This window comes from Candidatus Poriferisodalis sp. (assembly GCF_965204195.1).
Taxonomy (GTDB): Bacteria; Actinomycetota; Acidimicrobiia; order Acidimicrobiales; family Poriferisodalaceae; genus Poriferisodalis.
Genome location: NZ_OZ241975.1, coordinates 451,860 through 478,029, shown reverse-complemented (window position 1 = coordinate 478,029; position 26,170 = coordinate 451,860). Strand labels below are relative to the sequence as shown.

General features: G+C 69.4%; 22 protein-coding genes and 1 tRNA gene. 4 read left to right on the top strand and 19 right to left on the bottom strand.

Features of this window, described 5'->3' with window-relative positions; translation table 11 throughout:
• Window positions 1-4: 4 nt before the first annotated feature.
• The 9 genes from ACOGI8_RS02125 to ACOGI8_RS02085 all read right to left on the bottom strand — a co-directional run bounded on the left by ACOGI8_RS02125 (window position 5) and on the right by ACOGI8_RS02085 (window position 11,204).
• Window positions 5-2,350, bottom strand: coding sequence for a [protein-PII] uridylyltransferase (locus ACOGI8_RS02125; protein ID WP_419855252.1), 2,346 nt, complete (start codon window positions 2,348-2,350; stop codon window positions 5-7).
• Window positions 2,347-2,922 (bottom strand): hypothetical protein, encoded by a 576-nt coding sequence (locus ACOGI8_RS02120; protein ID WP_419855251.1) that lies wholly within the window; start codon window positions 2,920-2,922, stop codon window positions 2,347-2,349. The genes ACOGI8_RS02125 and ACOGI8_RS02120 overlap by 4 nt, the downstream gene beginning before the upstream one ends.
• 41 nt (window positions 2,923-2,963) lie before the next feature.
• Window positions 2,964-3,821, bottom strand: coding sequence for an ATP-dependent sacrificial sulfur transferase LarE (gene larE, locus ACOGI8_RS02115; protein ID WP_419856352.1), 858 nt, complete (start codon window positions 3,819-3,821; stop codon window positions 2,964-2,966).
• Window positions 3,822-3,945: 124 nt separating this feature from the next.
• Window positions 3,946-5,799 carry an acyl-CoA dehydrogenase gene (locus ACOGI8_RS02110; protein WP_419855250.1) on the bottom strand — a complete coding sequence of 618 codons (1,854 nt, stop codon included), beginning with the start codon at window positions 5,797-5,799 and terminating at the stop codon, window positions 3,946-3,948.
• 160 nt (window positions 5,800-5,959) lie between these two features.
• Entirely contained in the window at window positions 5,960-6,661 is a 702-nt protein-coding gene (locus ACOGI8_RS02105) for a chlorite dismutase family protein (protein ID WP_419855249.1), read from the bottom strand.
• A 9-nt stretch (window positions 6,662-6,670) separates the two neighbouring features.
• A complete protein-coding gene (gene fdhD / locus ACOGI8_RS02100) occupies window positions 6,671-7,516 on the bottom strand; it encodes a formate dehydrogenase accessory sulfurtransferase FdhD (protein ID WP_419855248.1) in 846 nt (281 codons plus the stop codon).
• Window positions 7,517-7,690: 174 nt separating this feature from the next.
• Window positions 7,691-9,307, bottom strand: coding sequence for a chaperonin GroEL (gene groL, locus ACOGI8_RS02095; protein ID WP_419855247.1), 1,617 nt, complete (start codon window positions 9,305-9,307; stop codon window positions 7,691-7,693).
• A gap of 190 nt (window positions 9,308-9,497) precedes the next feature.
• A complete protein-coding gene (locus ACOGI8_RS02090; RefSeq protein ID WP_419855246.1) occupies window positions 9,498-10,568 on the bottom strand; it encodes a glycerate kinase in 1,071 nt (356 codons plus the stop codon).
• Between the two features lie 12 nt (window positions 10,569-10,580).
• A complete protein-coding gene (locus tag ACOGI8_RS02085) occupies window positions 10,581-11,204 on the bottom strand; it encodes a LytR C-terminal domain-containing protein (protein ID WP_419855245.1) in 624 nt (207 codons plus the stop codon).
• An 85-nt stretch (window positions 11,205-11,289) separates the two neighbouring features.
• On the opposite strand from ACOGI8_RS02085, the gene upp reads away from it, so the two are divergent.
• On the top strand, window positions 11,290-11,919 hold the full coding sequence (gene upp / locus ACOGI8_RS02080; RefSeq protein WP_419855244.1) for a uracil phosphoribosyltransferase: 630 nt from the start codon (window positions 11,290-11,292) through the stop codon (window positions 11,917-11,919).
• Here upp and ACOGI8_RS02075 read toward each other — a convergent pair.
• Window positions 11,904-12,992, bottom strand: coding sequence for a PfkB family carbohydrate kinase (locus ACOGI8_RS02075; RefSeq protein ID WP_419855243.1), 1,089 nt, complete (start codon window positions 12,990-12,992; stop codon window positions 11,904-11,906). The two genes, upp and ACOGI8_RS02075, sit on opposite strands and share 16 nt — an antisense overlap.
• Window positions 12,967-14,118 carry an aromatic ring-hydroxylating oxygenase subunit alpha gene (locus tag ACOGI8_RS02070; RefSeq protein WP_419855242.1) on the bottom strand — a complete coding sequence of 384 codons (1,152 nt, stop codon included), beginning with the start codon at window positions 14,116-14,118 and terminating at the stop codon, window positions 12,967-12,969. Before ACOGI8_RS02070 ends, ACOGI8_RS02075 begins: the two co-directional genes overlap by 26 nt.
• Before the next feature lie 91 nt (window positions 14,119-14,209).
• Here ACOGI8_RS02070 and ACOGI8_RS02065 point away from each other — a divergent pair, with 91 nt between their 5' ends.
• Window positions 14,210-15,331 carry an alcohol dehydrogenase family protein gene (locus tag ACOGI8_RS02065; RefSeq protein ID WP_419855241.1) on the top strand — a complete coding sequence of 374 codons (1,122 nt, stop codon included), beginning with the start codon at window positions 14,210-14,212 and terminating at the stop codon, window positions 15,329-15,331.
• On the opposite strand, the gene ACOGI8_RS02060 is transcribed toward ACOGI8_RS02065, so the two are convergent.
• The 7 genes from ACOGI8_RS02060 to ACOGI8_RS02030 all read right to left on the bottom strand — a co-directional run bounded on the left by ACOGI8_RS02060 (window position 15,331) and on the right by ACOGI8_RS02030 (window position 22,830).
• Window positions 15,331-15,403 (bottom strand) — tRNA-Thr (locus ACOGI8_RS02060). The genes ACOGI8_RS02065 and ACOGI8_RS02060 overlap by 1 nt on opposite strands.
• Window positions 15,404-15,539: 136 nt before the next feature.
• Entirely contained in the window at window positions 15,540-16,526 is a 987-nt protein-coding gene (gene rlmB, locus ACOGI8_RS02055) for a 23S rRNA (guanosine(2251)-2'-O)-methyltransferase RlmB (protein ID WP_419855240.1), read from the bottom strand.
• A complete protein-coding gene (ispF, locus tag ACOGI8_RS02050; RefSeq protein WP_419855239.1) occupies window positions 16,523-17,095 on the bottom strand; it encodes a 2-C-methyl-D-erythritol 2,4-cyclodiphosphate synthase in 573 nt (190 codons plus the stop codon). The genes rlmB and ispF overlap by 4 nt, the downstream gene beginning before the upstream one ends.
• Before the next feature lie 11 nt (window positions 17,096-17,106).
• On the bottom strand, window positions 17,107-17,937 hold the full coding sequence (locus ACOGI8_RS02045) for an IspD/TarI family cytidylyltransferase (protein WP_419855238.1): 831 nt from the start codon (window positions 17,935-17,937) through the stop codon (window positions 17,107-17,109).
• Window positions 17,934-19,223: an IS256 family transposase gene (locus ACOGI8_RS02040; RefSeq protein WP_419855237.1), complete on the bottom strand. Its 1,290-nt coding sequence runs from the start codon at window positions 19,221-19,223 to the stop codon at window positions 17,934-17,936. The genes ACOGI8_RS02045 and ACOGI8_RS02040 overlap by 4 nt, the downstream gene beginning before the upstream one ends.
• A gap of 228 nt (window positions 19,224-19,451) precedes the next feature.
• Window positions 19,452-20,321, bottom strand: a complete 870-nt coding sequence (locus ACOGI8_RS02035) for a hypothetical protein (protein ID WP_419855236.1) — start codon at window positions 20,319-20,321, stop codon at window positions 19,452-19,454.
• A gap of 7 nt (window positions 20,322-20,328) precedes the next feature.
• Window positions 20,329-22,830, bottom strand: a complete 2,502-nt coding sequence (locus tag ACOGI8_RS02030; protein ID WP_419855235.1) for an ATP-dependent Clp protease ATP-binding subunit — start codon at window positions 22,828-22,830, stop codon at window positions 20,329-20,331.
• A gap of 110 nt (window positions 22,831-22,940) precedes the next feature.
• Here ACOGI8_RS02030 and ACOGI8_RS02025 point away from each other — a divergent pair, with 110 nt between their 5' ends.
• On the top strand, window positions 22,941-23,972 hold the full coding sequence (locus ACOGI8_RS02025; protein WP_419855234.1) for a polyprenyl synthetase family protein: 1,032 nt from the start codon (window positions 22,941-22,943) through the stop codon (window positions 23,970-23,972).
• An 11-nt stretch (window positions 23,973-23,983) separates the two neighbouring features.
• Window positions 23,984-24,859 carry a dihydropteroate synthase gene (folP, locus tag ACOGI8_RS02020; RefSeq protein ID WP_419855233.1) on the top strand — a complete coding sequence of 292 codons (876 nt, stop codon included), beginning with the start codon at window positions 23,984-23,986 and terminating at the stop codon, window positions 24,857-24,859.
• An 18-nt stretch (window positions 24,860-24,877) separates the two neighbouring features.
• Here the strand turns inward: folP and ACOGI8_RS02015 are convergent, their stop codons facing one another.
• On the bottom strand, window positions 24,878-26,170 hold the full coding sequence (locus tag ACOGI8_RS02015; protein ID WP_419855232.1) for a 3-hydroxyacyl-CoA dehydrogenase family protein: 1,293 nt from the start codon (window positions 26,168-26,170) through the stop codon (window positions 24,878-24,880).

Genomic DNA, 26,170 nt, shown 5'->3' with positions numbered 1-26,170 from the left:
TGCGCTAGGCGAGGGCGTGGCGGAGGGCCAGCTCTACCTCTCGCTGGTGCGCCTCGTCGATGACCGGCCCGTCGGGGCCGACCACGTAGAACGAGTCGACCACCTCGTTCGCCAGCGTCTGGATCTTGGCTGAGCGGATGTCGAGGCCCATCTCGGCCAGCACCCGGGTGACCTTGTAGAGCACGCCGATGTGGTCCTCGGTGCGGACCTCCACGATCGTGGCCCCAGTGGCCGACTCGGCATCGAACGTGACCTTCGTGGCAGCCCGGGTCGCTGACAGCGCCCGGCGGCGCCGGTACACCCGCGCCCGCTCGGCGATGCGCGCCTCCAGCGCCAAGTGCCCGCGCAGCGACCGACGTACGTCGAACGTGACCCGGTCCCAGTCCACCGGCGTGTCGGGCGGCACGATCCGGAACGACGACACGGCCATGCCCGCCGGGCTCGAATAGGCGTCGGCCTGCAGCACGTCGAGCCCCCGCAGCGCCAGCACGCCGGCAGCTCGGCTGAACAGGCCCCGCTCGTCGGGCGCCACCACGGTCAGCACGTCGTCGTCGACTCGCAGCGCCGTCTCGCCCGCAGCCATCAGCTCCACCACCTCTTCGGTGAGCAGGCGGCGGTGGCCCGGCGATGCCTGATCTGCACCGCTCATGTGCTCGGTGGTCATCTCGACCAGGGCAGTCACCAAGTTCGACGTCCACTCCCCCCACGCCATGGGACCGGTCGCTAGGCAGTCGGCTTCGGTCATCACGGCCAGCAGCTCCAAGAACTCCGGCGTCTCGGCGGCCCGGGCGACCGTGGCCACGGTGAGCGGGTCGTCGAGGTCGCGCCGGGTCGCGACGTCGGTCAGCAGCAGGTGGTGCTGCACGAGGCGCACCAGCGTGTCGGCGTCGTCGGAGCTCCAGCCGCAGCGCCGGGCGATGGGACCGGCCAGCCGCATGCCGGCCTGCGTGTGATCGCCCGGGTAGCCCTTGCCGATGTCATGCAGCAGCGCACCCATCACCAGCAGGTCGGGGCGGGCCACACGGTGGGTGAATCGGGCCGCCTCGGCGACGGCCTCGAGCAGGTGCCGGTCCACCGTGAAGCGGTGGTAGCGGGAGCGCTGGGGGCGATTGCGGTTGGGCGCCCACTCGGGCAGCACCCGCGTCCACACGTCGAAGTAATCGAGCGTCTCGATGACGTCGATGGCCTTGTGCCCGCAGCTCAACAGCTCGACGAAGAGCGCTCGTGCGCCGTGAGGCCACGGGTCCGGGAAGTGCGCCTGCCGCTCCGCCAGCTTGTCGAGGCTGGCTCGGCTGATCGGCACGCCGCTGCGGGCCGACTGCACCGCTGCATGCAGCACCAGCACGACGTCGGTTGCGGGGTCGCCGTCGATCACCAGCTCGCCGTCGCGCACCGACAGCCCGGCGATGTCGACCTCGGGGGCCGCGAGCTCAGCGTGCTGGCGGGCGACGCTCGACCACAGCTGGTCCGACAGGAAGGCGATGATGCGCCCGGCCTGTGCGATCTCAGCCACGAACGCATCGGCGTCGATGGCGCCTGATCGCTCGGCCACGGCGTCCTGGTCGTCTGCCGACAGCACATCGCTGCGCAGGCCGGTGGTGCGATGCAGCTCCACGCGTGCCCGCAGCAGCGTCTGGTAGGCCTCGGCGAGGCGTTCGGCGTCTGCGGCGGGAAGCTGGGCGCCAGCCAACTGCGCCCAGCGGATCGCGTGAGCGTCACGCAGCCCGCCACGGCCGGTCTTCAGATCGGGTTCCAGCAGGAAGGCCACCTCGCCGCTCTGGCTGTGCCGACGGCTCACGGCGCGCTGCAGTTCGTCGAGCCGCCCCGATGCGTTGTCACGCCAGTCGGCCGTCACTCCCTCGACGAGCCGTGCGGTCAGGCCTTCGTCGCCGGCGAGGTGGCGTGCATCGACCAGCGCCGTTGCCGTGTCGATGTCCGAGGCTGCCAAGTCCAGCGTGTCGGACAGCGACCGCACGGCGTGGCCCAGCTTCAGCTTCTCGTCCCAGATCGGGTACCACAGGCGGTCGGCCAGGTTGCCGCCATGCGAGCTGTCCCCGAGTGCACCGTGGCTCTCCAGCAGCGACTCGCGGCCGTCGTGCAGCAGGAGCAGGTCGATGTCGCTGCCGGGGCACAGCTCGCCGCGGCCGTAACCGCCGACGGCCACGAGCGCCACGCCCGTGCCGGCTCCATTCGCGCTGTCCCCCGGCGCACTCGACAGCCCGCACTCTGCAGCTTCCGTTTCGAAGCGCTCGGCCAGCCACGCGTCGGTCAGCGCGGACAGCGCCGCCGGCAGCTCGGCTGCGTCAGCGGTCCGGACCAGCGAGGCACGCCGCTCGCCGAACGACGTCATCGCTGCCCCTCTGCTCTTCGACGCTGCAGCACTTCGAAGGCTTTCGCGGCACCCCAGGCGATGCCGATCGGGCCGAGGTCGGGGTCGATGTCGGCGAACGAGGCCGGGGTGAGCCCGTAGGGATCGTCGGGAAAGCGGGAGGCGTCGAAATCGTCGCGGTCCGGTGCCGGCACCCCGCCGTCCGCCAGCACCTGTGTCGGGAATCGCACAGCGCTGCGCAGCACGGTCAACGGTGTGGATGTCTGCGCATCGACGTCGGTCTCAAGCAGCGCGCGCAAGGGAGGTCCAGTCTCGGCGGCGCATCGCAGGCCCGCAGCGCGCGTCTGCTCACTGAGGCCCGCAGCGTCGACACCGACTCGCTTGCACGTCTCAACTACGCAACGCTCCACCCATCCGTGCAACGCAGCAATTGCGCCATCGGCCAGCAGCTCCGCCGCTTCACCAACCGAACCGGGCACCGGCGCAGCAGCTTCCTCGCCGTGCGACCCTCCGGTCGCACCGAACGAACCGGGCACCACTGCGGGCACCGCCTCGCCCCGCGTCTCTTCGGCTTCGTCCCCCGAGCGAGGCATCGCTGCAACGGCAGACGGTGGGGCGCCGACGCCGCAGGCGCTCATCGGTCGGTCTCTTGGGAGGCAGCGGGGCCTACGCAGTTGCCGTCGGCGAGGGCGCCGTTGAGATTGCCGGAGCGGAAGCCTTCTAGGTCGAGCGTCACATAGCGGTAGCCGACGCCGCTGATCGCTTCCACGATGGCTTCACGTCGGCGGACCGCTTCGGCGAGATCATCGAGCGGCAGCTCGATGCGCGCCGTGTCGCCGTAGTCACGCACCCTTAGCTGGCCGAAGCCCAGCCGGCGCATCGCCGCTTCGGCCCGGTCAAGCCGCGCCAGCAGCGGCACCGTCACCTGTGTTCCGTAGGGCACCCGCGAGGCGAGACACGCGGCGGCGGGCTTGTCCCACGTGCGCAGACCCAAGTCGGCGCTGACGGCGCGGACATCGGCCTTGGTGAAGCCCGCCTCCACCAGCGGGAAACGGGCGCCCCGGTCGCGAGCGGCGTGCTGGCCCGGTCGATGATCGCCGAGGTCATCAAGGTTGACGCCCAGCACCACCAGCGCGCGCCGCGCAACCGCCAAGGGTTCGAGTTGGTCCATGAGCGCCGACTTGCAGTGGAAACAGCGGTCTGCGTCATTCACGCGGTATGCGGCGCGTGTCATCTCGTCGGTCTCGACCGTCTGCCATGCGAGTCCCCATTCGGCCGCCAGGGCTGCGCAGTCGGCCGCCTCGTCGGTCGCGAGGCTCGGCGAGACCGCTGTCGCACACAGCGCATCATCACCGAGCACGTCGTTCGCCGCCCAAGCCACCAGCGACGAATCGACACCGCCGCTGAACGCCACGATCACCGGCCCTGACTGCGAGAAGAACCCGCGCAGCAGCGCGAGCTTTCCGTCGGCGGTCGCCGACGCATCCGGCACGCTCAACCGTTCCCTCCCGCGCGAGGCCCACGCCGTCGATGCGGCGCCCGAGGGCTCAGCGCCGGGCATCTCGCCGCTCCCGTTCCCACCCTCGCCCAACGTCATCAGTGCGGCGCCGGGCGGCTCAGAGCCGGTCGGCCGGGATGGCGTAGAACATCTCGGCGCCGCCAGTGACTGCGGGCACCAGCCCGCGAGCCGACGGCAGGATCTGGTCGGCATAGAAGCGAGCAGTGGTGACCTTGTCGGCCAGGAACGCCGGTGACGCAGCGCCGTCGCCACCACCCGAGCCACCCTCGCGGGCATCAGCGACGGTCAGGCCCTGGTCTGCCAGCAGCCCAGCGGCCGCCTCCGCGCTGCGGCCCAGCAGCCAACCGCCGACCACAACGCCGGCGAGCCGCATGAACGGCGACGAACCAGCGGCCACGTCGTTCGGTGCCGTCGAAAGCTGACCGCCCAGCCACATCGCCGCTTCGCCCATCGCCGCAACGCCGTCGCCCAGCGCAGCGCCGATCGCAGCCAGATCGGCATCGTCGCTGGCGGCCAAAGCCCCCGCCGTTGCTCCCATCTCGCCGATGAGGCGCGCCATGGCGTCGCCGCCGCCGAGCGGCAGCTTGCGGAAGGCCAGGTCCGCCGCCTGGATGCCGTTGGTGCCCTCGTAGATCGGGGCGATCCGGCTGTCGCGCCAGTGCTGCGCTGCACCGGTTTCCTCCACGTAACCCATGCCGCCGTGCACCTGCACCCCGAGCGAGGTCATCTCGACGCCGAGATCGGTGCCCCAGCCTTTGCTGATCGGCGTCAGGATCGCGGTGAGCTCGTCGGCCCGCTCGCGCTCGTCGGGATCGGTCGCCACGATGGAGCGGTCGATCGCCGCCGCATTCAGGTACATCACGCAGCGCATGGCCTCGGCGTTCGCACGCATCGTCAGCAGCATCCGCCGCACATCGGCGTGATCCACGATCGGCGACGACTCGCCCGGCGGCAGCTCGGCACCGATCGCCCGCCCCTGCTTGCGGGTCAGCGCATACTCCCGCGCCTGCTGGTATGCCCGCTCGGTCAGCGACAGCCCCTGCAAGCCCACCGACAGCCGGGCGTTGTTCATCATGGTGAACATGGCGCGCATGCCGCCGTGCTCGGGGCCCACGAGATAGCCGACGGCGCCGCCCTCGTCGCCGTAGGACATCACGCAGGTCGGGCTGGCGTGGATGCCGATCTTGTGCTCGGTGGACACGGCCCGCAGGTCGTTGCGGGGCCCCAGGGTGCCATCGGGGTTCACGAGGAACTTGGGCACCAGGAACAGGCTGATGCCGCGGGTGCCGGGAGGCGAGTCGGGCGTGCGGGCCAGCACCAGGTGCACGATGTTGTCGGCGAGCTCGTGCTCGCCGTAGGTGATGAAGATCTTCGTGCCGGTGATGAGGTAGCTGCCGTCGTCCTGCGGGATCGCACGGCTGGTGAGGGCGCCCACGTCAGAGCCGGCGTGCGGCTCGGTCAGGTTCATCGTGCCCGACCACTCGCCGCTGATCATCTTGGGCAGGAACGTCTGCTGCAGCGTCTCGTCGGCGTGGTGGGTGAGAGCGTCGATGGCGCCCTGGGTCAGCAGCGGGCACAGGCTGAACGCCATGCTGGCCGACGTCAGCATCTCCTGGACGGCCAGGCCGACACACCACGGCATCCCGCCGCCGCCGAAGTCGTCGTCGAAGGCCATGCCGTTCCAGCCGGCGTCGACGAACTTGCGGTAGGCATCTGCGAATCCGTCGGGATGCGTGATCACGCCGTCGTCGAAGTCGAGCCCCTGCTGGTCGCCCGGCACATTCAGCGGCGCAACCTCGGCCGACATGAAGCGGCCGGCTTCGTCAAGGAGCGCGCTCGCAGTCTCCAGATCGGCGTGCGCGAACCGTTCGTGCCCGGCCAGATCCTCCAGATCGGCCACATGCTCAAGCACGAACAGCATGTCGTCGACGGGGGCGGAGTACTCAGACATCGCAACCTCGATTGGCGGTCGATTCGGCGCCGGGACATCACAGCGACGCACCAGCCTGCGAACAGACTAAGACGCTGAGCCGCTAAGGACAGATGCCGCGCCGCTCGTCTACAGACCGCGTTGCCTGCGCCTTCTATCGCAGCTGTGTTTGATGCGTCTACTAGTGCAGGCCGATGCGATCGAGGACCGTGGGGGGGTCGGCCAGCAGACCTGTGTAGAAGGTGCCGAACTCGCCGTAGATGGCGCTGGCCTCGTCGTAGCGCATCGTGTACACGACGTCCTTGAGATCGTCGAGATGCTCGCCGAACAGCGTGACGCCCCATTCGAAGTCGTCGACGCCGGTGGATCCGGTCACCACCTGCAGGATGCGGCCGCGGAAGCGCCTTCCCGATTTGCCGTGGTCGTACATCAGCTCGCGGCGGGTGTCGTACGGCAGCGTGAACCAGTTGCCGCTGCCATCGCCCGTTGCGTCACGGCTCTTCGACATGGGGTAGAAGCAGAAGGCCCGCTTGCCCTCGGGCGGCAGCTGCGGGTACAGCCGCGGCGTCTTCATTTCGGGTGGCAGGTCGGGCGCGTACTCGCTCACCTCGGTCATCGAGACGTAGCTGTCGGCGACCTCGAGGCCGGCCTGCTGGAGTTGCGTCTGCAGGCTGCGCAGCCGCCACAGGTCGGGCCCCAGCGCCATGAAACCGACATCGGCCTTGTGTCCCAGTACGGCAACGGTCAGCACCTGGTGGTCGCTGTCGACAGTGTCCTCGAGGGCGGCGAGCAGGCCCGAGCGATCCGCAGCGGGAGTCAGCTTGCAGAACAGGTGCAGCACGCCCCACCCGATCGACGTCGTCACCTCCGGATGCTGCGACACGCCGGCAGCCTATGAACGAACAGCAGGTGCGGGGAATTCGCCGAGACGCTCGGGCACTCCTGCCAGGCTGCCGCTGTAGATGTTCAGCTCGTCGCCGCGTGCGAAGCCCGCCAGCGTGATGGCCGCAGCCCGAGCCGACTCGATGGCCAGCGAGCTGGGGGCGCTGACGGCGATGAGGGTGCCGATCCCTGCCGCCCACGCCTTCTGCACCATCTCGAAACTGGCCCGACCGCTCACGAACAGCGCCATCGCGCCGGCATCGTCACGCCCGTCGAGCAAGCGCCTCCCGATCACCTTGTCGACGGCGTTGTGGCGCCCGATGTCCTCGCGCAGCACATCGATGCGGCCCAAGGCGTCGAAGGTCGCGGCGGCGTGCAGCCCGCCGGTGCGGCCGAACATCTCCTGTGCGCCGGGCACTGCAGCCAGCGCTGCATGAACGGCGTCGACACTGAATTGACGGGTGCCCACCAGCGGTCCCAGGCGGGCGGCCATGTCGGTGATGGTGGTGCTGCCGCAGATCCCGCAGGCGGCGCTGACGTTGCCGAGACGGGGCGTCGGCACCGGCGCCCTGCCGCCGGTTTCCACGGTGACGACGTTGTACTCGAATTCGGCCGCGGGACCCTCGCCGCAGTAGCGCACGCCCGTCACCTCGGCGTCGCCGAGCAGCCCGTCGCCTGCGCAGAACCCCGCCGCCAGCTCGTAGTCGTGGCCGGGCGTGCGCATGGTGGTGGCCACCATGTGGCCGTCGAGGCGGATCTCGAGCGGCTCCTCCACCACGACCTCATCGGGCCACCGTCGCCAGGTGCCCTGCCGCAGCCGGTCCACCCGCACCCGCATCGTGCGCCCCCGCCGCATCCGGTCAGGGTACCGGCACCCCCCGCATCGCTCATTCGGACATCGGGTCAGGGCCGCATGCGGGCCGCGAGTGCTGCGCGCACGAGCGGAAAGCGCAGCGCGCAGCGGCCCGGGCGGGGACCCGGGCCGTTGCGTTGGGTTGGGCTGTTCTTGGGGAGTTTGGGGAGGCTCTCGCTAGAAGTCCATGTCGGGCATGGCGGGAGCGCCGCCGGCATCGGGCTCGTCGCAGATCACAGCCTCGGTGGTGAGGAACAGCGCGGCAATCGACGAGGCGTTCTGCAGCGCCGACAGCGTCACCTTGGCAGCGTCGATGACGCCCGCCGCAACCAGGTCCTCGTACTCGCCGGAGGCGGCGTTGAGGCCCATGGCACCGTCGAGCTCGCGCACCCGGCTGACCACCACGCCGCCTTCGAGGCCGGCGTTCTCGGCGATCTGCTTCAGCGGTCCGGCCAGCGCGCGCTCCACGAGCCGCGCACCGGTGGACTCGTCGCCGTCGAGGCCGTCCGCAACGGAGCGCACTGCTTCTTCGGCACGTACCAGCGTGACGCCGCCGCCGGCCACCACACCAGCCTCGATGGCCGCCTTGGTGGTGCTGACTGCGTCCTCGATGCGGTGCTTCTTCTCCTTCAGCTCGACCTCGGTGGCCGCGCCGACACGCAGCACCGCCACGCCGCCGGACAGCTTCGCCAGCCGTTCCTGCAGCTTCTCGCGGTCGTAGTCGGAGTCGGTGTTGTCGATCTCGTTCTTGATCTGCTCGATCCGGCCGCGCACCTCGGCTTCGTCGCCGGAGCCCTCGATGATGGTGGTCTCATCCTTCGTGACGACCACGCGGCGGGCCGTGCCCAGCAGGTCGAGCGTGGTGTTCTCCAGCTTGAGGCCGACGTCCTCGCTGATGACCTGGCCGCCGGTCAGGATGGCCATGTCGGCCAGCATCGCCTTGCGGCGGTCGCCGAAGCCGGGGGCTTTCACGGCCGCCGAGCGGATCGTGCCGCGGATCTTGTTGACCACCAGCGTGGCAAGGGCCTCGCCCTCGACGTCCTCGGCGATGATCACGAGCGGCTTGCCCGCCTGGGTGACCTTCTCGAGCACCGGCAGCACGTCGCGGACCGCGGAGATCTTGCCCTGCATGAACAGCAGGTACGCGTCGTCGAGCACGGCTTCCTGCGAGTCGGGATCGGTGACGAAGTAGGGCGAGATGTAGCCCTTGTCGAAGCGCATGCCCTCGACCAGGTCCATCTCGAGGCCGAACGTCTGCGACTCCTCGACGGTGATCACGCCGTCCTTGCCGACCTTGTCGAACGCGTCGCTGATCAGCTGGCCGATGTCGCCGTCGGCGGCGGAGATGGCCGCCACCTGGGCCACATGGGTCTTGGAGTCGGTCACGCTGATCGACATGTCCTCGATGGCGCCCACAGCGGCGTCGACACCGGCCTCGATGCCCCGCTTGACGGCCATCGGGTTGGCGCCGGCGGCCACGTTGCGCAGGCCGTCGCGCACCATGGTCCACGCCAGCACGGTGGCCGTGGTGGTGCCGTCGCCGGCGACGTCGTCGGTCTTCTTGGCGACTTCCTTGACCAGCTCGGCCCCGATGCGCTCGACCGGGTCCTCCAGCTCGATGTCCTTCGCGATGGACACGCCGTCGTTGGTGATGGTGGGCGCGCCCCACTTCTTGTCGAGCACGACGTTGCGGCCCTTGGGCCCCAACGTGACGCGCACTGCGTCGGCGAGCTGGTTCATGCCCGACTCGAGTGCACGGCGGGCCTCGTCGTCGAACGTGATCATCTTGGCCATATCGGCTGGCTCCTGTCTCGGATGACTCTCGGGAGGGGTGACTGGGCGTCACGATGCCGCTGCGTTCGCAGCAGCCGTTAGCACTCTAGAGATGAGAGTGCTAACCGCCAACCCCGGAGGCTGAGCCGAAGGCGAAGCCGGGGCCCGAGCGGCCCGTGAGCGAAGCGAACAAGAGCGGGAAGCGAAGCCTTCAACCGCCTCCCTGCTGGTCCACGCTCGCGGAAGCGGGGAGGAGACTGGCAGCGAGGTCGGCGGCGGCATCGCGGACGGCCGCCAGCGTGTCGCCCATCGAGCGCTCGGCCCCGTACCGCTCCGACAGCACCGCCAGGCTCGTGGCCGGGGTATCGACGGCGGGCGGGCACCAGTCCGCGAGATCAGTATCAGGGTCGCGAGCTCCCACCACGACGCCCACGGGCACGCCGGCCTCGGCCGCTATCTCCAGAACGCCACCCACGACCTTCCCGTCGAAGGAGCTCGCATCGAGCCGCCCTTCGCCGGTGATGACCAGATCGGCGCCGTCGATCGCGTCGGGCAGGCCGACTTCGGCTGCGACAACGTCGAATCCCGGTGCCAGCTCGGCTCGGAGACCGGCTGCCAGCCCGCCCGCCAAACCGCCCGCGGCACCTGCGCCCCGCATCTCGCTGACATCCACGTCGTAGCGCTCGCGGTACAGGTCGACGAGCCGCTCAAGGCGACGGGTGAGCAACTCGATCTGCGGCGGCGACGCGCCCTTCTGCGGTCCGAAGATGTGCGCGGCATCGCAGAAGCGAGTGCGGACATCGCAGGCCACCACCACCGAGACGCCGGCGAGGCGGGCCAGCGGCGACATCGCGTCGAGCGCGCCAAGGCCGCCGTCAGTGGTCGCCGAGCCGCCCACGCCCACGACGACCCGCCGTGCACCGCTCGCAACGGCTTCCGCTATCAGCTCGCCGGTGCCCGCGGTGGTCGCGGCGAGCGGGTCGTTGCCTTCGGCACCGCCTGCCAGCAGCAGGCCGCTCGCACAGGCCATCTCCACGATGGCAACCTCGCCATCCAGCCGCCACCCCGCTTCGATCCGGTCCCGCAACGGCCCGATCACCAATGAGGTGCGATTCGGCCCGCCCAGCGCGTCGAGCGTGCCCTCGCCGCCATCCGCCACGGGCAGGCAGACAACCTCGACGTGCTTGCCGAGCTGCCGGCGCACGCCATCGGCGATCGCTGCTGCCACCTCCGCAGCCGACGCAGTGCCACGGAACTTGTCCGGGCACGCGACGACCCGCATGTTGACAGCCCGCTACTCGGCCAGGTCGGTCCCCAGCGCCACCAGCACGTCAGGCGTCTCGAAGCCTTGCACTGCCGCCGTGTCTGCCAGCATCGGGAACACGTCGTTGTCGGCGTCGAGCTCCAGCACCCCCGCAATCGCCCGCGCTTCGAGCAGCGAGCCCGGCTGGTAGTAGATGCGCGTCCGGTCGATGGGCGTTCCCACGTAGTTAGTGGGCGTCTTGGTGATGTAGCTCAGCGTCTTGAACCGGTCGGTGAGCCGCCCTGCAGCCCCCCGGACGGTCGTGGAGTTGGCAACTTGCACCGACACTTCGGCCGCCGGTCGCGGCTGGAACGGCTCGGCGCCCGCCGAGGTGGTGTCGGTGGCGGGTGCGGCGGTGACGGTGGTCGCCACGGTGGCGACCGTGCCCGAGCCGGAGTCGCCGGCATCGGCGGGGCTGCTCGTAGGCGTGGGCGCCTCTGTTGCGGTCGGGAGCGTGTCGCCTGGTGCGGCAGGCGGGGCTGTGTCGGTCACGGTCGTGCCGTCTGGATCGTCGACCGAGCGGAGCAGCAGCACGCCCACGACGACGGCAACCAGCACCAGCAGCAACCCGCGCACTGCGGCGCCGCTGTTGGATTCGCCAGCTTGGCTATTCACGGCTGTGAGCGTAGAAGGAAAGATGCGCTGCCGGGTGTACCCCTCAGTAGTTTGCGAAACGGACCCCGACTGTGAGAGCCAGCCCATGAGTGTCACCATTGTCGACCACCCGGTAGCCGCAGCCCTGCTCACCCGGCTGCGCGACAAGGACACCGCCGTCGAGGAGTTCCGCCAGCGGCTCGACGCGCTGACGTTCCTGCTGGTGTCCGAAGCGCTCGCCGATGCGACATCGGTGGCCGAGCCGGTGGAGACGCCGCTCGGGCCCGCGGAGGGCTCGCGCCTCGATCCGATGCCAGCGATCGTGCCCGTGCTGCGCGCCGGGCTGGGAATGCTCGATGCGGCGCTGCGGCTCCTGCCTGCTGCGCCGGTGGGTTTTGTCGGGATGCGGAGGATCGAGACGTCCGACGGTGTCGGCCACGAGTGCTACCTCGAGTCGCTGCCGGGCGTGCTGGAGGATCGACCGGTGCTGGTGCTCGACCCGATGCTGGCGACGGGCGGCTCGGCGGCCGAGGTGATCCGGGTGCTCGCGGCGTCGGGCGTCGGCCGGGTCACGATGGTGTGCACGCTGGCCGCACCCGAGGGGATCGCTGCCCTGCAGCGCAGCGCCGCCAACGTTCGCATCGTGACGGCCGCCGTCGACAGCCATCTCGACGAGCGGGCCTTCATCGTTCCCGGTCTGGGCGATGCCGGCGACCGTCTCTACGGCTCAGCCTGACCGATAGCCCGCTCTTGTTCCCCGCCCTCATTTGATACGGGCTCACGGGCCGCTCGGGCCCTGGCCTCGCCCAACCGCTCAGCCTCTGGGTTGTGCAGCTGCGCCATCGTCGGCAGGCTCGGCTGAGCTCCCGCGACTGTCACCGCCCAAGCGCCAGCCCGCACGGCCAGTCGCGCCGCCTCGGCCACGGTCGCGCCCGATGCCATGCCGACCGCGAACGCCCCGGCAAATGCGTCCCCTGCACCGGTGGCGTCGACCACGGCAACCCGCGGTGCGGCCACAGTGATCTCCCCGTCGGCATTGGCCGCGGCATCGGCGCGAGACGCAGGTGAATCGGGCGGTTGCTGCGCAAGATCAGCGGTGCGCGGCGGCTGAATGACGCAGCCCGCTGCGCCCCGTGTCTCGACGAGCACCGCTTCGGGACGCAGCTCGGGCACGCTGCCGTCGGCGTCGGGGTGACGCAACTGCTCGGCTTCGGCGCGGTTCACGATGACGATGTCCGCCAGCGGCAGCACAGCGGGGGCAACGTCGTTGTACGGAGCGGGGTTCAGCACCACGAACGTGCCGTGCTCGCGGGCGATGTCGGCTGCCGCCAGGGCCGCGGCGACGCTCACCTCGCCTTGCAGCAGCAGCGCATCGGCCGCGGCGATCTCGTTGGCGGCTGCCTGCACGCCCCTGGCATCCAGCGATGCGTTGGCGCCCGCGGCCACCACGATCGACACGTCATCGGGATCGACGGTGATCGCCGCCAAGCCGGTCGGCACATCGACACTGGCCACGTGCCCACAGTCGATCCCCTCGGCCTCCAGGCCAGAGCGCAGCCACCGGCCCTGTTCGTCGTCGCCGACCCGGCCCACCATCACCACGTGCGCGCCCAGCCGGGCCGCGGCCACTGCCTGGTTGGCGCCCTTGCCGCCACGGAACCATGCGATGCGCTCGGCGTGCATCGTCTCGTCGGGCGACGGGCGCCTCGGCACCCACAGCGTCACGTCGGCGTTGAGGCTGCCGACAACGGCAATGCGCGGCCGGTGCGTCTCGCTCACGGGATCAGGCGCGCTCTGGGGCCTGTTCATCGCCGAAGGCTGAAGCGGCCAAGGCCCCCAGATGTGCCACGGCATCCTCGCTGTGGATCGACGCCGTGCCCGACGGGTCACAGATGAGCGGTCCGGGGCGATAACCGCGGCTCCGTATGCCGCGTTGCGTCGACTCGACAAGCTTCAGGTCCTCGGACACCGTGGTATTCCAATCCAAGTCGATGATTCCCTGCTGCACTTCAGTCGGCTCGGCACCGTCGAACCACCACTCGCGTATGAGCAGCGTTCGATCCGGCCCGAGCGGCAGCCAGCGGTAGGTATTGAGCGCTTGACCGGGATAGCACTGGAACGACGACGCCGGCCAGATGTAGAACGCGGCATAGTCGTCGCTGTCGACGGGCCGGGTGTACCGGGAGATCTCGTCGGGGACGCCCCGGGCCGTGTGGCGGATCACGTTTCCCTCGGGACGGATGCGGTAGCTGGCCGGGTCGACCACGCCCGAGGTGAACGATCGATGCACGTTGGGGCAGTGGTAGCACTCGTTGTAGTTCTCCACCGCGATCTTCCAGTTGGCCTCGATGAGGTGGGTCCGGCGCCACGTCAGCACCCGGGATTCCGCCTGCGGGGCGAGCGCCAGAAGCTCCTCCTCTACACCGGGGGCATGCAGCGCCAGCGGCGGCGCTTCGAGATCCACATTGACGAAGAGGAATCCGGCGAGCCGGTCGACCTGCAGTCGCGGAATGTGCACGTCGCCGACATCGCGACTGCGCGCACTCACCAGCGTGCCGTCCAGCCCGTACACCCAGGCGTGATACGGGCACGTAATGACGCCGGCCGTGTCGAGGAGGTCGCCGCCCGGTCGCTCTGGCGGGAACAGCTCGTGACCTCGGTGCTGGCACACGTTGTAGAAGCCGCGGATCTCGCCGCCGTCGTTGACGACGAAAACCGGCTCGTCGCCGACCGTCGCCGTGAGGACCTGGCCGGGTGTCGCAACCTGGGAGGCGTGTCCGACGAGGTGCCAGGACCGGGCGAACAGCGCTGACATCTCCACAGCGAAGATGTCTGGATCCGTGTAGCAGTGGGCTGGCAGCGCGCGTGGCCGTGCGTTTGCGGCAACCCCATGATCGGCGTCATGGGCCCGACCGGCGCCGTGCGGGGAACTCACCCAGCGATGCCGATCACCAACTGCAGTGCGGCTTCCACTGGCCGATATTCTGCCGCGCGTTCATGGCCGCACCTGTCCACCTTTCCTGCCGATGACCGCCGCCACGCTTTCCAGCGAGACGGGCGGTCCGACCATGCGAGCAGCGTTGCTGGTGGGCCACGGCGGCCCCGAGATGATCCAGGTGCGCGACGACGTGCCGGTGCCGGCGCCGGGTCCCGATGAGGTGCTCATCGAGGTGGCGGCGTGCGGCATCAACAACACCGACATCAACACCCGGGTGTCCTGGTACAGCAAGTCGGTGACGGCGGCGACATCGGGCGAGGGCTACGCCGACGCAGACGCCGCAGATTCCACCTGGGGCGGCCGGGGCGTCGAGTTTCCCCGCATCCAGGGTGCCGATGTGGTGGGACGGGTGGTGGCCGGCGGCGATCATGCCGATGCCGACCTGGTGGGGCGGCGGGTCATGGTGGAGCCTTGGCTGAAAGATCCCGCTGACCCGGCTGACCGCAGCAAGGCTCGCTATCTCGGCAGCGAGGTCGACGGCGGCTTCGCGGAGTACGTCGCGGTGCCGGCCGTCAACGCCTACCCGGTCGACTCCGAGCTCCCTGATGCCGAGCTGGCGACGTTCGCCTGCGCCTCCTCGACGGCTGAGCACATGCTCCAGCGCATCAGGCTCACCGGCGGCGAGAGCATTGCGGTTCCCGGTGCGAGCGGTGGCGTGGGCTCGGCGCTGGTGCAGCTCGCCCGCCGCCGCGGCGCACGAGTCGTGGCGGTATCCGGCGCTTCCAAGGCAGCGCAGGTGCTTGAGCTCGGGGCGGATGCGGTGGTAGCGCGGCAGGGCCCTGAGCACGATGTCGCTGCGGCGGTCGAAGCCAACGGCGGACCGTTCGACGCGGTCGCCGATGTGGTCGGCGGCGATGCCGTGGGGACATGGCTCGATGCGCTGACCGGCCGCGGGCGCTATGTCACTTCAGGCGCCATCGCCGGACCCATCACAGAGATCGACCTGCGGGCGGTCTACCTCAATGATCTGGAGCTGCACGGCGCCACGATCTACGGGCCCGGCCTGTTCGCAGACCTCGTCGGCTACATCGAGCGGGGCGAGATCCGCCCGGTGCTGGGCGGCACGTTTCCCCTTGAGCGAATCCGCGAGGCCCAGGAAGCCTTCGTGAGCAAGGAGCACTTCGGCAACCTGGTGATCACCCTGTCGTGAGCCCGAGGTGGGAATCGAACCCACAACCCCCGCTTTACAAGAGCGGTGCTCTGGCCGTTGAGCTACTCGGGCAGCGGTCCCAGCGTATGGGCGGCGCCCCAGACACGTTGCGCAGATGCGTGAACGCTCCGTCGTCGCGCAAGTCGTTTCCCGCTCTTGTTCGCTGTCGCTCACGGGCCGCTCGGGCCCCTGGGCTCAGCCTCTTGCTTCAGGCCGAATTGCGGGTGCGGGCGATGTCGAACAGGGCCACGGCTGCAGCAGCCGCCACGTTGAGCGATTCGATGCGGCCAAGCACCGGGATCGACACCACCTGATCGCACCGGCGCTCCACCAGCGCCGACAGCCCCCGGCCTTCGGCGCCGAGTACCAGCACCAGCGGCTCGTCGCCCACCCGCAGCGATTCGAGCCCGTCCGGTGCGTAACCGTCGAGACCGATGGCCCACAGACCACTATCGCGCAGCTTTGCGATCGCAGCGGGCAGGCCGCCGACCAGCGCAATCGGCAGGTACTCGATGGCACCCGCGGCGGCCTTCACCGCGGCCGGCGTGAGGTTCGCCGAGCGGTGGCTGGTGAGCACGACCCCGGTTGCACCGGCGACCTCTGCCGTGCGCAGGATGGCACCGAGATTGCCCGGGTCGGTGACACCGTCGGTCGCCACGACGAGCGGCAGCGTGTTCCCCGCAGATCTCGCTAGCTCTTCCAGCGGCACCGGCTGAACAGCAGCGGCCTTGGCAATCACGCCCTGCGGTGCGGCGGTGAGCGCCGCCTCGTCCAGCTTGCGGCGGGTGACCTCGCGCACCGGCACCCGCCGGTCGCCGGCGAGGTCGACGATCTCGGCCAGCGTGGCCGCCGAGTGCGCGTCCTCGGAGATCAGCACCTCGTGCACCTTGCGCTTGCCGGCGCGCAGCAGCTCACGCACGGCTTGTCGGCCCTCAACGTGATCCCCACCGAGACCCTTCGGCCGCGACTGGTTGCGTGGTGCCGGTACCCGAGCTTCGCGGCCGTCTCTTCGGTCTCCACTCCGCGCCGGGCTCGCAGCACCCCGCCCGGGCCTCGCCCGGTTCGCCGAACCAGCACCCCGCTGTTGTCCGCCTCGGCCGCGATCTGACGGTCCGCTACCCCGCTCGCCACGCCGCGGGGAGGCACCACCGCGCCGAGGGGAATCATCTCGCCGCCTGCCGCGCTCGGCACTCACTGCTCGCCGCCACCCTCAACTGCCGCAGATTGCCGCCCACCGTTGGCGAGACGTGCCGATTGCTGCCCGCCACTGGCGAGCAGCAGCGCCACGGCGTGGGCCACGATCCCATCGGCATTGCCCAGCCCCTCGGTCCGCTTGCCGCACACCGTGACCGGTCCGCCGGCTGCGCTGCTGAGCCGCTCCCGCATCTGATCGCGATGCGGGGCGATCATCGGCCGATCGCAGATCACCGTGCAGTCGGCATTCGCCAACTGCCAGCCGTTCTCAGCAAGCAGCGCCGAAACCTGCCGCAGCATCTCGACGCTGTCAGCATCACGCCAGCGCTCATCGCTGTCAGGAAACTGCGTGCCGATGTCGCCGAGTCCGGCGGCACTCAACATCGCATCGATCACCGCATGCGCAACAACATCGGCATCGCTGTGGCCCTCCAGCGGCGGATCACCCGGAAAGCGAACCCCGCCCAGCACCAACGTCCGCCCCGAAGGAGCGACATCAGCAAACGGATGCGCGTCATAGCCATGCCCCACCCGCATCGCCGGCCCAGCCCCGCCGTCAGCAGCACTCACGCCAATTGACGCTAGAGCCCCCCGCCAGCGGCGCGGCCACGCAGCAACGCCTCCACGACGAGGAGATCGGCCGGCGTCGTGACCTTGTGCGCCGTCGCCTCGCCCAGCACCGCCAGCACGGTGCCGCCCGCAGCCTCCACGAGCGCAGCATCGTCGGTTGCCTCGGGCTCCCCAGCATGAGCCGCCACCAGCGCCTCCCGCCGAAACGCCTGAGGCGTCTGCACTCCAAACAACCCCGAACGGTCCACCGTCCCAGCGACCACGCCGCCCGATTCGTCCCAGTCCGGCACCCGCTTCAACGTGTCGCTCACAGCGAGCGCAGGCACAGCAGCATCGGCCCCGCCCCGCACAGCACCGATCACCGCCGCAAACAACTCCGCCGAAGCCCCCGGCCGAGCAGCGTCATGACACACCACCACATCAACATCATCCGGAACGGTCGCCAGCCCAGCCCGAACAGACCCAGACCGAGTCCCCCCACCCGCCACGACCGCGTCTACCCCCGCGCCGAACCTGTCAACCATGGACGGTGCGACCACGAGCGTCACTCCATCGCACGCCGCCCGAGCCGCCTTGACACCCCAGGCAACCATGGGCCGCCCCGCGATGTTCGCCATCACCTTGGTGTGACCACCGGCCACGGCCCCATACCGCGTCCCCTCGCCAGCAGCCAGTACCAGAGCCCAAGCCCGCCCCACCCCCCAAGTCTGCCCCCGCCAAAGGCAGCAGGAAACGACGGCTGGGGACGAACTGGGGCCCCGCGCGCAGTTATGAAGCCCCCCACACACGCCCAAGAGCGGGACTGTCAGATTTTTTGTGTAACCGGCCGTGATGGTGTTCATCGGATGTGGTCGGCGATCCGGTCGCCGTAGTGGACGGTCAGGGTGTTCAGGATGGTCTTCCAGCCGTTGGTCTTTCCGGTCAGGTTGCTGCGGTTTTTGCGTCTGGCGTTGGCGACAAGGTAGAGGACCTTCATCGCGGCCTGCTCGTTGGGGAAGTGGCCTCGATGGCGCACGGCCCGTCGGAATCTGGCGTTGAGGCTCTCGATGGCGTTGGTGGTGTAGACGACTCTGCGCAGCTCAGCGGGGAACTCCAGGAACGGCACGAATTCGTCCCAGGCCTGCCGCCAGGAGCCGATCATGGCGGGGTAGGTGTGCTCCCAGTCCTCGGCGAAGCTCTCGAAGCGTGCCTCGGCGGCCTCGGCGGTGGGCGACGTGTAGATCTCCCGCATTGCCTTGGTGATCGGCCCCCAGTGCCGTTTGGAGGCGTAGCGGAGGCTGTTGCGGACCATGTGCACCACGCAGGTCTGCACCGTGGCCTGGGGCCAGGTCGCCCGGATCGACTCGGGCAGGCCCCGCAGCCCGTCGCAGCACACGATCAACGCGTCAGCGAGGCCTCGGTTTCTCAGCTCGGTCAGCATCGCTGCCCACTGCTTGGCGCCCTCGCCGCCTGCGGGGCCCAGCCACAGGCCCAGCACGTCGCGCTCGCCGGCGAGATCGACGCCGATGGCGACATAGACGGGCCGGTTGGCGACCTGGGAGTCGCGGACCTTGATGACGATCGCGTCGATCAGCAGCACGGCGTAGACCGGCTCAAGGGGCCGGTTCTGCCACACCGCCATGTCGGCGACGATCTCGTCGGTGATCTTCGAGATCGTCTCCCGGCTCACCGAGGTGTCGTAGATCTCTGCTAGATGGTCCTGGATCTCCCCGGTGGTGAGCCCCTTCGCATAGAGGCTGATCACGTTGCCCGACAGCCCGTCGAGACGGCGCCGGTGCTTGGGCACCGTGGTCGGCTCGAAGGTGCCCGCCCGGTCACGCGGCACCGCCAGGTCGACCTCGCCGATCTCGGTCGTCACCCGCTTGGGCGTCGACCCGTTGCGCGAGTTCGGGGTGCCGCGGCCCTCAGGAGCGTGACGCTCATAGCCCAGATGCTCGGTCATCTCGACCTCGAGACCGGTCTGGAGCACCTGGCGCACCAGCCCGGTCAACAGGCCACCGTCACCGGTCAGCTCCACGCCCTCAGCGCGGGCCTGGGCCACCAGCTGCTCGGCCCAGTCGGCCATCGCCGCCTCGCCGGCAGCCTCGCTCGCCGGCACAGCCGGCATGTCATGATCAGTCACAGACATGATCCTCTCCAGCCCACAGCCCCCGGCTGCGGACCCTCAGATCACGCCCGATACACAAAATTCCTGACAGGCCCAAGGACCCGAGGAGACGAGGGCTGGGGAGGGGCTGGGGTACCCGCGCGCAGTTATGAAGCGCCCCGCACACACCTAGCGAGCGCACGAAGCGCTTCGTCTGTTTGAAGCACGGGTGCCCCAGCCCGTCCCCAGCCCGGGCGTACCACTCAAGGGCTAGCGGAAGGTGAGCCCCCGTCGGCGACGCCGGTTGCGAATCGCAAGCGCCACCAAGAGCGCTGCGATGATGGCCACAGCAATCCCCCAGATGATCGCAATGCGCGCCCCCCGGCTAGCACGCTGAGCCAGCCGCTCGGCTTCGGCGTCTGCGGCCGCGATCTCGGCATCAACCAGCTCGCCGACCACCCGAAGCTCCCGCGTGCCCCCTTCGTTCAACGTCATCGCCCCAGATGCGGGCAATCTGCCGGCGCCATTGGGCACGGACGCCTGCACCACCAGCGACACCAGCTCGTCCAGCGGAGCTCCCGCGCGAGCTTCGATGTCGGCGATCGGCATGCCGAACAGCTCCCCTTCGAGAGCATCAGCGGTGGCGGGGTTCACCAAGCTGCTGACCGGACGGTCCAGGCCGACCGTGAGGGTCAGCTCGTAGCGCACCCGTGCGCCGTCGCGCGAACCCACATAGGTCGCTGACCTGAACAAGCCGGCTGAACCGTCCGCAGGCCGGTCGATCTCGTCGAGCACCTCGGCCAGCTCAGCGGGCGACGCGAAACGCTTCGACGCAACCACTACCAGGCGCTGGCCGGCGGCGGTGTCCGAGGCCTGCTGGCTGACATCCCAGTCGACCAAGTCGTCGTGGGTGATCAGCTCAGCGAGATCGGGCGTCCAGCGCATCACCTCCTCGTCGAAGGTGACCTCGACGATGACCTCGCCGGCGCCGTCATGCGCGATGTCGACGTCGACGACGATGTCGGCGCGGCAGCCCACTGCCAGCACCGCTGCTGCCGCAGCCACCAACGGGACAGCAAAGCGCAGCCACGACTGCCCGCGGGTCAGAGGCGCTGGCGTTGGAAGCACCGTGCCCGCCATGGCACGGCTACTCGGCCGTCGCGGCCTCTTCGAGCTCGATCGGCCCGGGGTCGAAGCCTTCGATGGCGCGGAACACGATCTCGTCGTCCTCCACATCCACCACGATGATCTCTCCGGCGTGGAATTCCTTGTAGAGGATCCGCTCGCTCAGCGCGTCCTCGACGTGGTGCTGCAGTGCACGGCGCAGCGGCCGGGCGCCGAGCTGGGGGTCGTACCCGGTGCGGGCCAGCCATTCCTTGGCAGCGTCGGTCAGCTCCAAGCCCAGACCCTGCGCCCGAAGCTGGTCGGAGGTGCGCTTGATCATCAGGTCGACGATCTGCACCACTTCCTCGACGCTCAGCTCGTGGAAGACGATCGTGTCGTCGATGCGGTTCAGGAACTCGGGCCGGAATTGCGCCTTGAGCGCATCGTTGACCTTCTCCTTCATCCGCTCGTAGCTGGCGCTCTCGTCGGCGGTCGCGAAGCCCACGCGAGCTTTGCGCAGGTCGGCGGTGCCCAGGTTGGAGGTCATGATGAGCACGGCGTTGCGGAAGTCGACCGAGCGGCCCTGCGCGTCGGTCAGCCGTCCTTCTTCGAGGATCTGCAGCAGCGTGTTGAAGACGTCCGGGTGGGCCTTCTCGATCTCGTCGAACAGCACCACCGAGAACGGCTTGCGTCGCACCGCCTCGGTGAGCTGGCCGCCCTCGTCGTAGCCCACGTAGCCGGGGGGCGCGCCCACGAGGCGGCTCACCGTGAACTTGTCCATGTACTCGGACATGTCGAGGCTGATCAGTGCGCCCTCGTCGCCGAACAGGAACTCGGCCAGCGTCTTGGCCAGCTCGGTCTTGCCGACGCCCGACGGGCCCAGGAAGATGAACGATCCGCCGGGCCGCTTGGGGTCCTTCAGGCCGGCGCGTGTGCGGCGGATGGCCTGGCTGACGGCCTTGATGGAGTCGTGCTGGCCGATGACCCGCTTGTGCAGCTCGTCTTCCATCTTGAGGAGCTTCTGGGTCTCCTCCTCGGTGAGCTTGTACACCGGGATGCCGGTCCAGATGGAGAGCACCTCGGCGATGCCTTCCTCGTCGACCTCGTCGAACAGGTCGTGCCCCTCCGAGCGAGCCTGGGCCATCACCTCGGTCCGCCGCTCGAGCAGCTCCTTCTCCTCGTCGCGCAGCGCCCCGGCGGTCTCGAAGTCTTGCGATTCGACCGCCTGCTTCTTGCGCTCGGTGACATCGGCCAGCTTCGTCTCGATCTCCTTGAAGTCGGGCGGCGTCGACATGCGCTTGATGCGCAGGCGCGACCCGGCCTCGTCGATGAGGTCGATGGCCTTGTCGGGCAGGTGACGGTCGGCGATGTAGCGATCGGCCAGGTTCGCCGCGGCCACGAGGGCCTGGTCGGTGATGGTGACCCGGTGGTGCTGCTCGTAGCGGTCGCGCAGCCCCTTGAGAATCTCGATGGTGTGGCTGAGCGTGGGCTCGTCCACGGTGATCGGCTGGAAGCGGCGCTCCAGCGCTGCGTCTTTCTCGAGGTACTTGCGGTACTCCTCGAGCGTGGTGGCACCGATGGTCTGCAGCTCGCCGCGGGCCAGCATCGGCTTGAGGATCGACGCGGCGTCGATCGCGCCCTCTGCGGCGCCGGCGCCGACGAGGGTGTGCAGCTCGTCGATGAACAGGATGATGTCGCCGCGGGTGCGGATCTCCTTGAGGACCTTCTTCAGGCGCTCCTCGAAGTCGCCGCGGTAGCGGGAACCGGCCACAAGCGCGCCGAGGTCGAGCGTGTAGAGCTGCTTGTCGCGCAGCAGCTCGGGGACGTCGTTGTTGACGATCTTCTGGGCGAGACCCTCCACGATGGCGGTCTTGCCCACGCCGGGCTCGCCGACGAGCACCGGGTTGTTCTTGGTGCGGCGCGAGAGCACCTGCATGACGCGCTCGGTCTCGCGCAGTCGCCCGATCACCGGGTCGAGCTTCTTGGCCCGGGCATCGGCGGTCAGGTTGCGCCCGAACTGGTCGAGCACCAGCGAACCGCTCTGCGCGCTCTGCTCGCTGGATTGGCCCGACGAAGCACCGACGGTCTCGCGCCCGCTGCCCGAGCCGCTGTAGCCGGAGAGCTGCTGGATGACTTCCTGGCGGACCTTGGAGAGATCGGCGCCGAGCTTGACCAGCACCTGCGCGGCGACGCCCTCGCCCTCGCGTATCAGTCCGAGCAGGACGTGCTCGGTGCCGATGTAGTTGTGGCCGAGCTGCAGCGCCTCTCGCAGCGACAGCTCGAGCACCTTCTTGGCGCGCGGCGTGAAGGGAATGTGGCCGCTCGGCGACGAGCTGCCCTGCCCGATGATCTCCTCCACTTGGCTGCGCACGGCCTCGAGCGAGATGCCCAGCGATTCGAGCGCCTGGGCCGCGACGCCTTCGCCTTCGTGGATCAGCCCCAGCAGGATGTGCTCGGTGCCGATGTAATTGTGATTCAGCAGGCGCGCTTCTTCCTGCGCCAACACCACCACTCGGCGAGCCCGATCGGTGAAGCGTTCAAACACTTGGCCTCCTGGCGTGAGCCCTGCACACGGGAGCTTCGGGTCTCCTGATCGCAGTGTAACGATGCCTTGTCGGATCGCTCCCTGCTGTCGCTGTCGTTTACGGTTGCGCCGTGGCGTTGCTTTCGCCCCTGCAAACCCGACCCCGTCCCGATGACGACTTGGCCCGCGTCGAAGCGGCATTGCGCGCCGCCGCGGTCACCGGCGACGAATTCCTCACCGAGGTGACATCGCATCTGATCCCTGCGGGCGGCAAGCGCCTGCGTCCGGCGTTTGTCATCGCTTCGGCGCTGGCGCTCGATCCCGAGGGCGCCGCGCCCCCAGCAGTCACCGACGAGATGGTGCGCGGCGGCGTGGCCGTGGAGCTGGTGCACCTGGGCTCGCTGTATCACGACGACGTCATGGACGATGCCGAGACACGACGCGGCATCGAGGCCGTCAACCATCGCTGGGGGAACCTCAAGGCGATCCTGGCGGGCGATTTCCTGCTGGCCAAGGCGTCGGAGCTCGCAGCGTCGCTGGGGACCGACGTGGCCGCGCTGCTGGCCGCCACCATCGGGCGGCTGTGCGAGGGGCAGGTGCGTGAGCTGCAGCTGATCTATGACCGCAGCCGCACCGAGGACCAGTACTTGCTGGCCATCCAGGGCAAGACTGCGGAGCTGTACGCCACTTCGTGCCGCATCGGCGGGCTGGTCTCGGGCGCTGACTCCCGGTCGCTGGAACGTCTCACCAGCTTCGGCCTCGCGTACGGCATGGCATTCCAGATCGTCGATGACGTGCTCGACTTGGTGGCTACCGACGAGGAACTCGGCAAGCCCTCGGGCAACGATCTGCGCGAGGGCGTGTACACGCTGCCGGTCATCCGGATGCTGGCTGACGGCCATCCGTCCCGTGAGACGTTGGCGGCGCTGCTGGGAGAGCCGCTGGACGACGAGCGGAGGGATCGAGCCCGAGCGATCGTGGTGGACAGCCCCGAGATCGCCACGTCGGTGGACACAGCGCAGGGCTACGTGCACGACGCGCTCGACGCTCTGGCCCCGCTTGATGCGACGCCGGCGGTGGTCGGCTTGCGGGCCGCGGCGTCGAATCTGCTCGGGACGCTGCCGCCGATCGCCTCGCGTGCGGGCGCCGCGGGCCGATCCTGAGCGTGCCCGAAATGGGTCCTCTCTGGCCGGTGCGACGCTGCTACCGCCACCCGGTGTGGGACGCCGGCCGGGGCCCGTGCTGGGAGTGGGGCACCCGCACGTTCGTGATGGGCATCATCAACGCCACCGACGACTCGTTCTCCGGCGACGGCGTCGCCGATCGGCTCGACGATGCGCTGGCCTTGGCACGAGAGCTGGTGGCAGCCGGCGTCGACATCATCGACGTGGGCGGCGCGTCCAGCAGGCCCGGCGCCGAGCCCACTCCGCTGGAGGAGGAGCGACGCCGCGCCGTGCAGGTCATCGGAGCCGTCCGGGCCGAGCTCGACCGCATCGGGGCCGAGCTGCCGATCTCGGTCGACACGACGTGGGCCGGCGTGGCGGCGCCCGCCTTCGATGCCGGCGCGTCGGTGGTGAACGACATCACCGGTTTCCGCCTCGATCCCGACATGGCGCCGCTGGTGGCCGAACGCGGAGCGGCCGCCGTCATCATGCACAACCAGCGCGGCCGGCCCCACACCGATCTCGTCGCCGATGTGACCGCCGGGCTGGAAGCCAGCCTGCAGATCTGTGCGGACGCCGGTGTCGGCACCGATCGGATCGTCGTCGACCCGGGTTTCGGCTTCGGCTTCGGTGTGTCGCAGAACCTCGAGATGATGCGCCGCCTGCCCGAATTCTGGTCGCTGGAGCTGCCCGTGCTCATCGGCACGTCGCGCAAGTCCACCATCGGCGCGGTCACCGACACCAAGCCCGGCGATCGCCTCTTCGGGACGGCATCCACCATCGTGGCCGCCATCTGCGCCGGCATCGACGTGGTGCGAGTGCACGACGCTGCGGAGATGATGCAGGCGGTTCGCATGACCGACGCCATCGTCCGCCCCGCCCGCTGATCGCGGGCCGTTGGCGCCTCAGCTCTCGACTGGTGTGACAGCGCCGTCGGGCATGAGCTGGGTGCGGGTGCCGTCAGCGGCCTCGCTGTAGAACGTCGGCCGGCCTGACGCTTCGAGCGTGGCGAGCATGGCCGGCAGCGGCGCACCGACACCTCGGAGGAAGTCGATCACCCGGCCGGGGCCGAGGTGGTCGAGCATCTCGAACGGGCCGTGCACCCAGTTGAATCCCCAGCGGATGGCGTTGTCGACGTTCGCGATGTCGTCGGCGATCTCGGGCACCAGGTCGGCCGCGTAGGCCAGCGTGCCGCCGAAGATGTGCCGAGCCAGCTCGCCCTGCGGGGAGTCGGCAAACATCACCTCGCCCAGGTCTGCGGGCACGCCCTCGAGATCAGGCGCAGAGGCGGCACGCCATTCGCCGGTCAGGAGATCAAACGTCTCGGCCTTGCGTGACCCGTCGTCGAGCTTGGTCCGCCGGCTGAAACCGCCGCCGGTCTTGCGGCCGAGCTGTCCCCGGTCGGCCATGTCTTGTTCCGCTGCGGGAAACGCAGTGAACTCGAGCCCCCGGTCGCCTGCCGGCAGGTTCTGGGCCAGGTTGGCGCCCACCAGCTCCATGACGTCGAGGCCGATGAGATCGATGAGCCCGTACAGGCCCGTGGGCGGCAGCCCGACCGGCGCGCCCAGCACGGCGTCGATGGTCTCCTGGGTCATGCCGTCGGCCAGGAACGGCTTGGCCATGTGCAGGCCCGACAGCATGAAGAAACAGCCGATGCGGTTGCCGATGAAGTTGACGGTGTCCTTGGCGTGCACCACGCCCTTGCCGAGACGCTCGGCGCCGAATCGGGCGAAGGCGTCGATCACCTCGGGCTCAGTGTCCTCGCCGGGCACCAGCTCGAACAGCTTCATCACCCGCACGGGATTGAAGAAATGGGTGATCGCCACATCACGGCGGAAGCGCTCGCTCATGCCATCGGAGATCTGGCGCAACGGGATGCCCGACGTGTTCGACGAGATGACCGAGCCGTCGCTGCGCGCGGCTTCGAGCCGCTCGAACAGCTCGCGCTTGGTGGCCAGATCCTCGATGACCGCCTCGCACACCCAGTCGTAGCCGGCGATGTCGTCGAGCCGGTCGTCGACTGTGCCGATGCCGACCAGATCCCGGCATTCGGGGTCGACGCCGTCCAGTGCACGCTGCGCCGCGGCCTCGTCGCTGTCGAGCACGAGCACCCGGCACCCCGCCGCTGCAGACGCGGCGGCGATGCCGGCGCCCATCGTGCCCGCGCCGATGATCGCTACTGAACTGATCTCACGCAT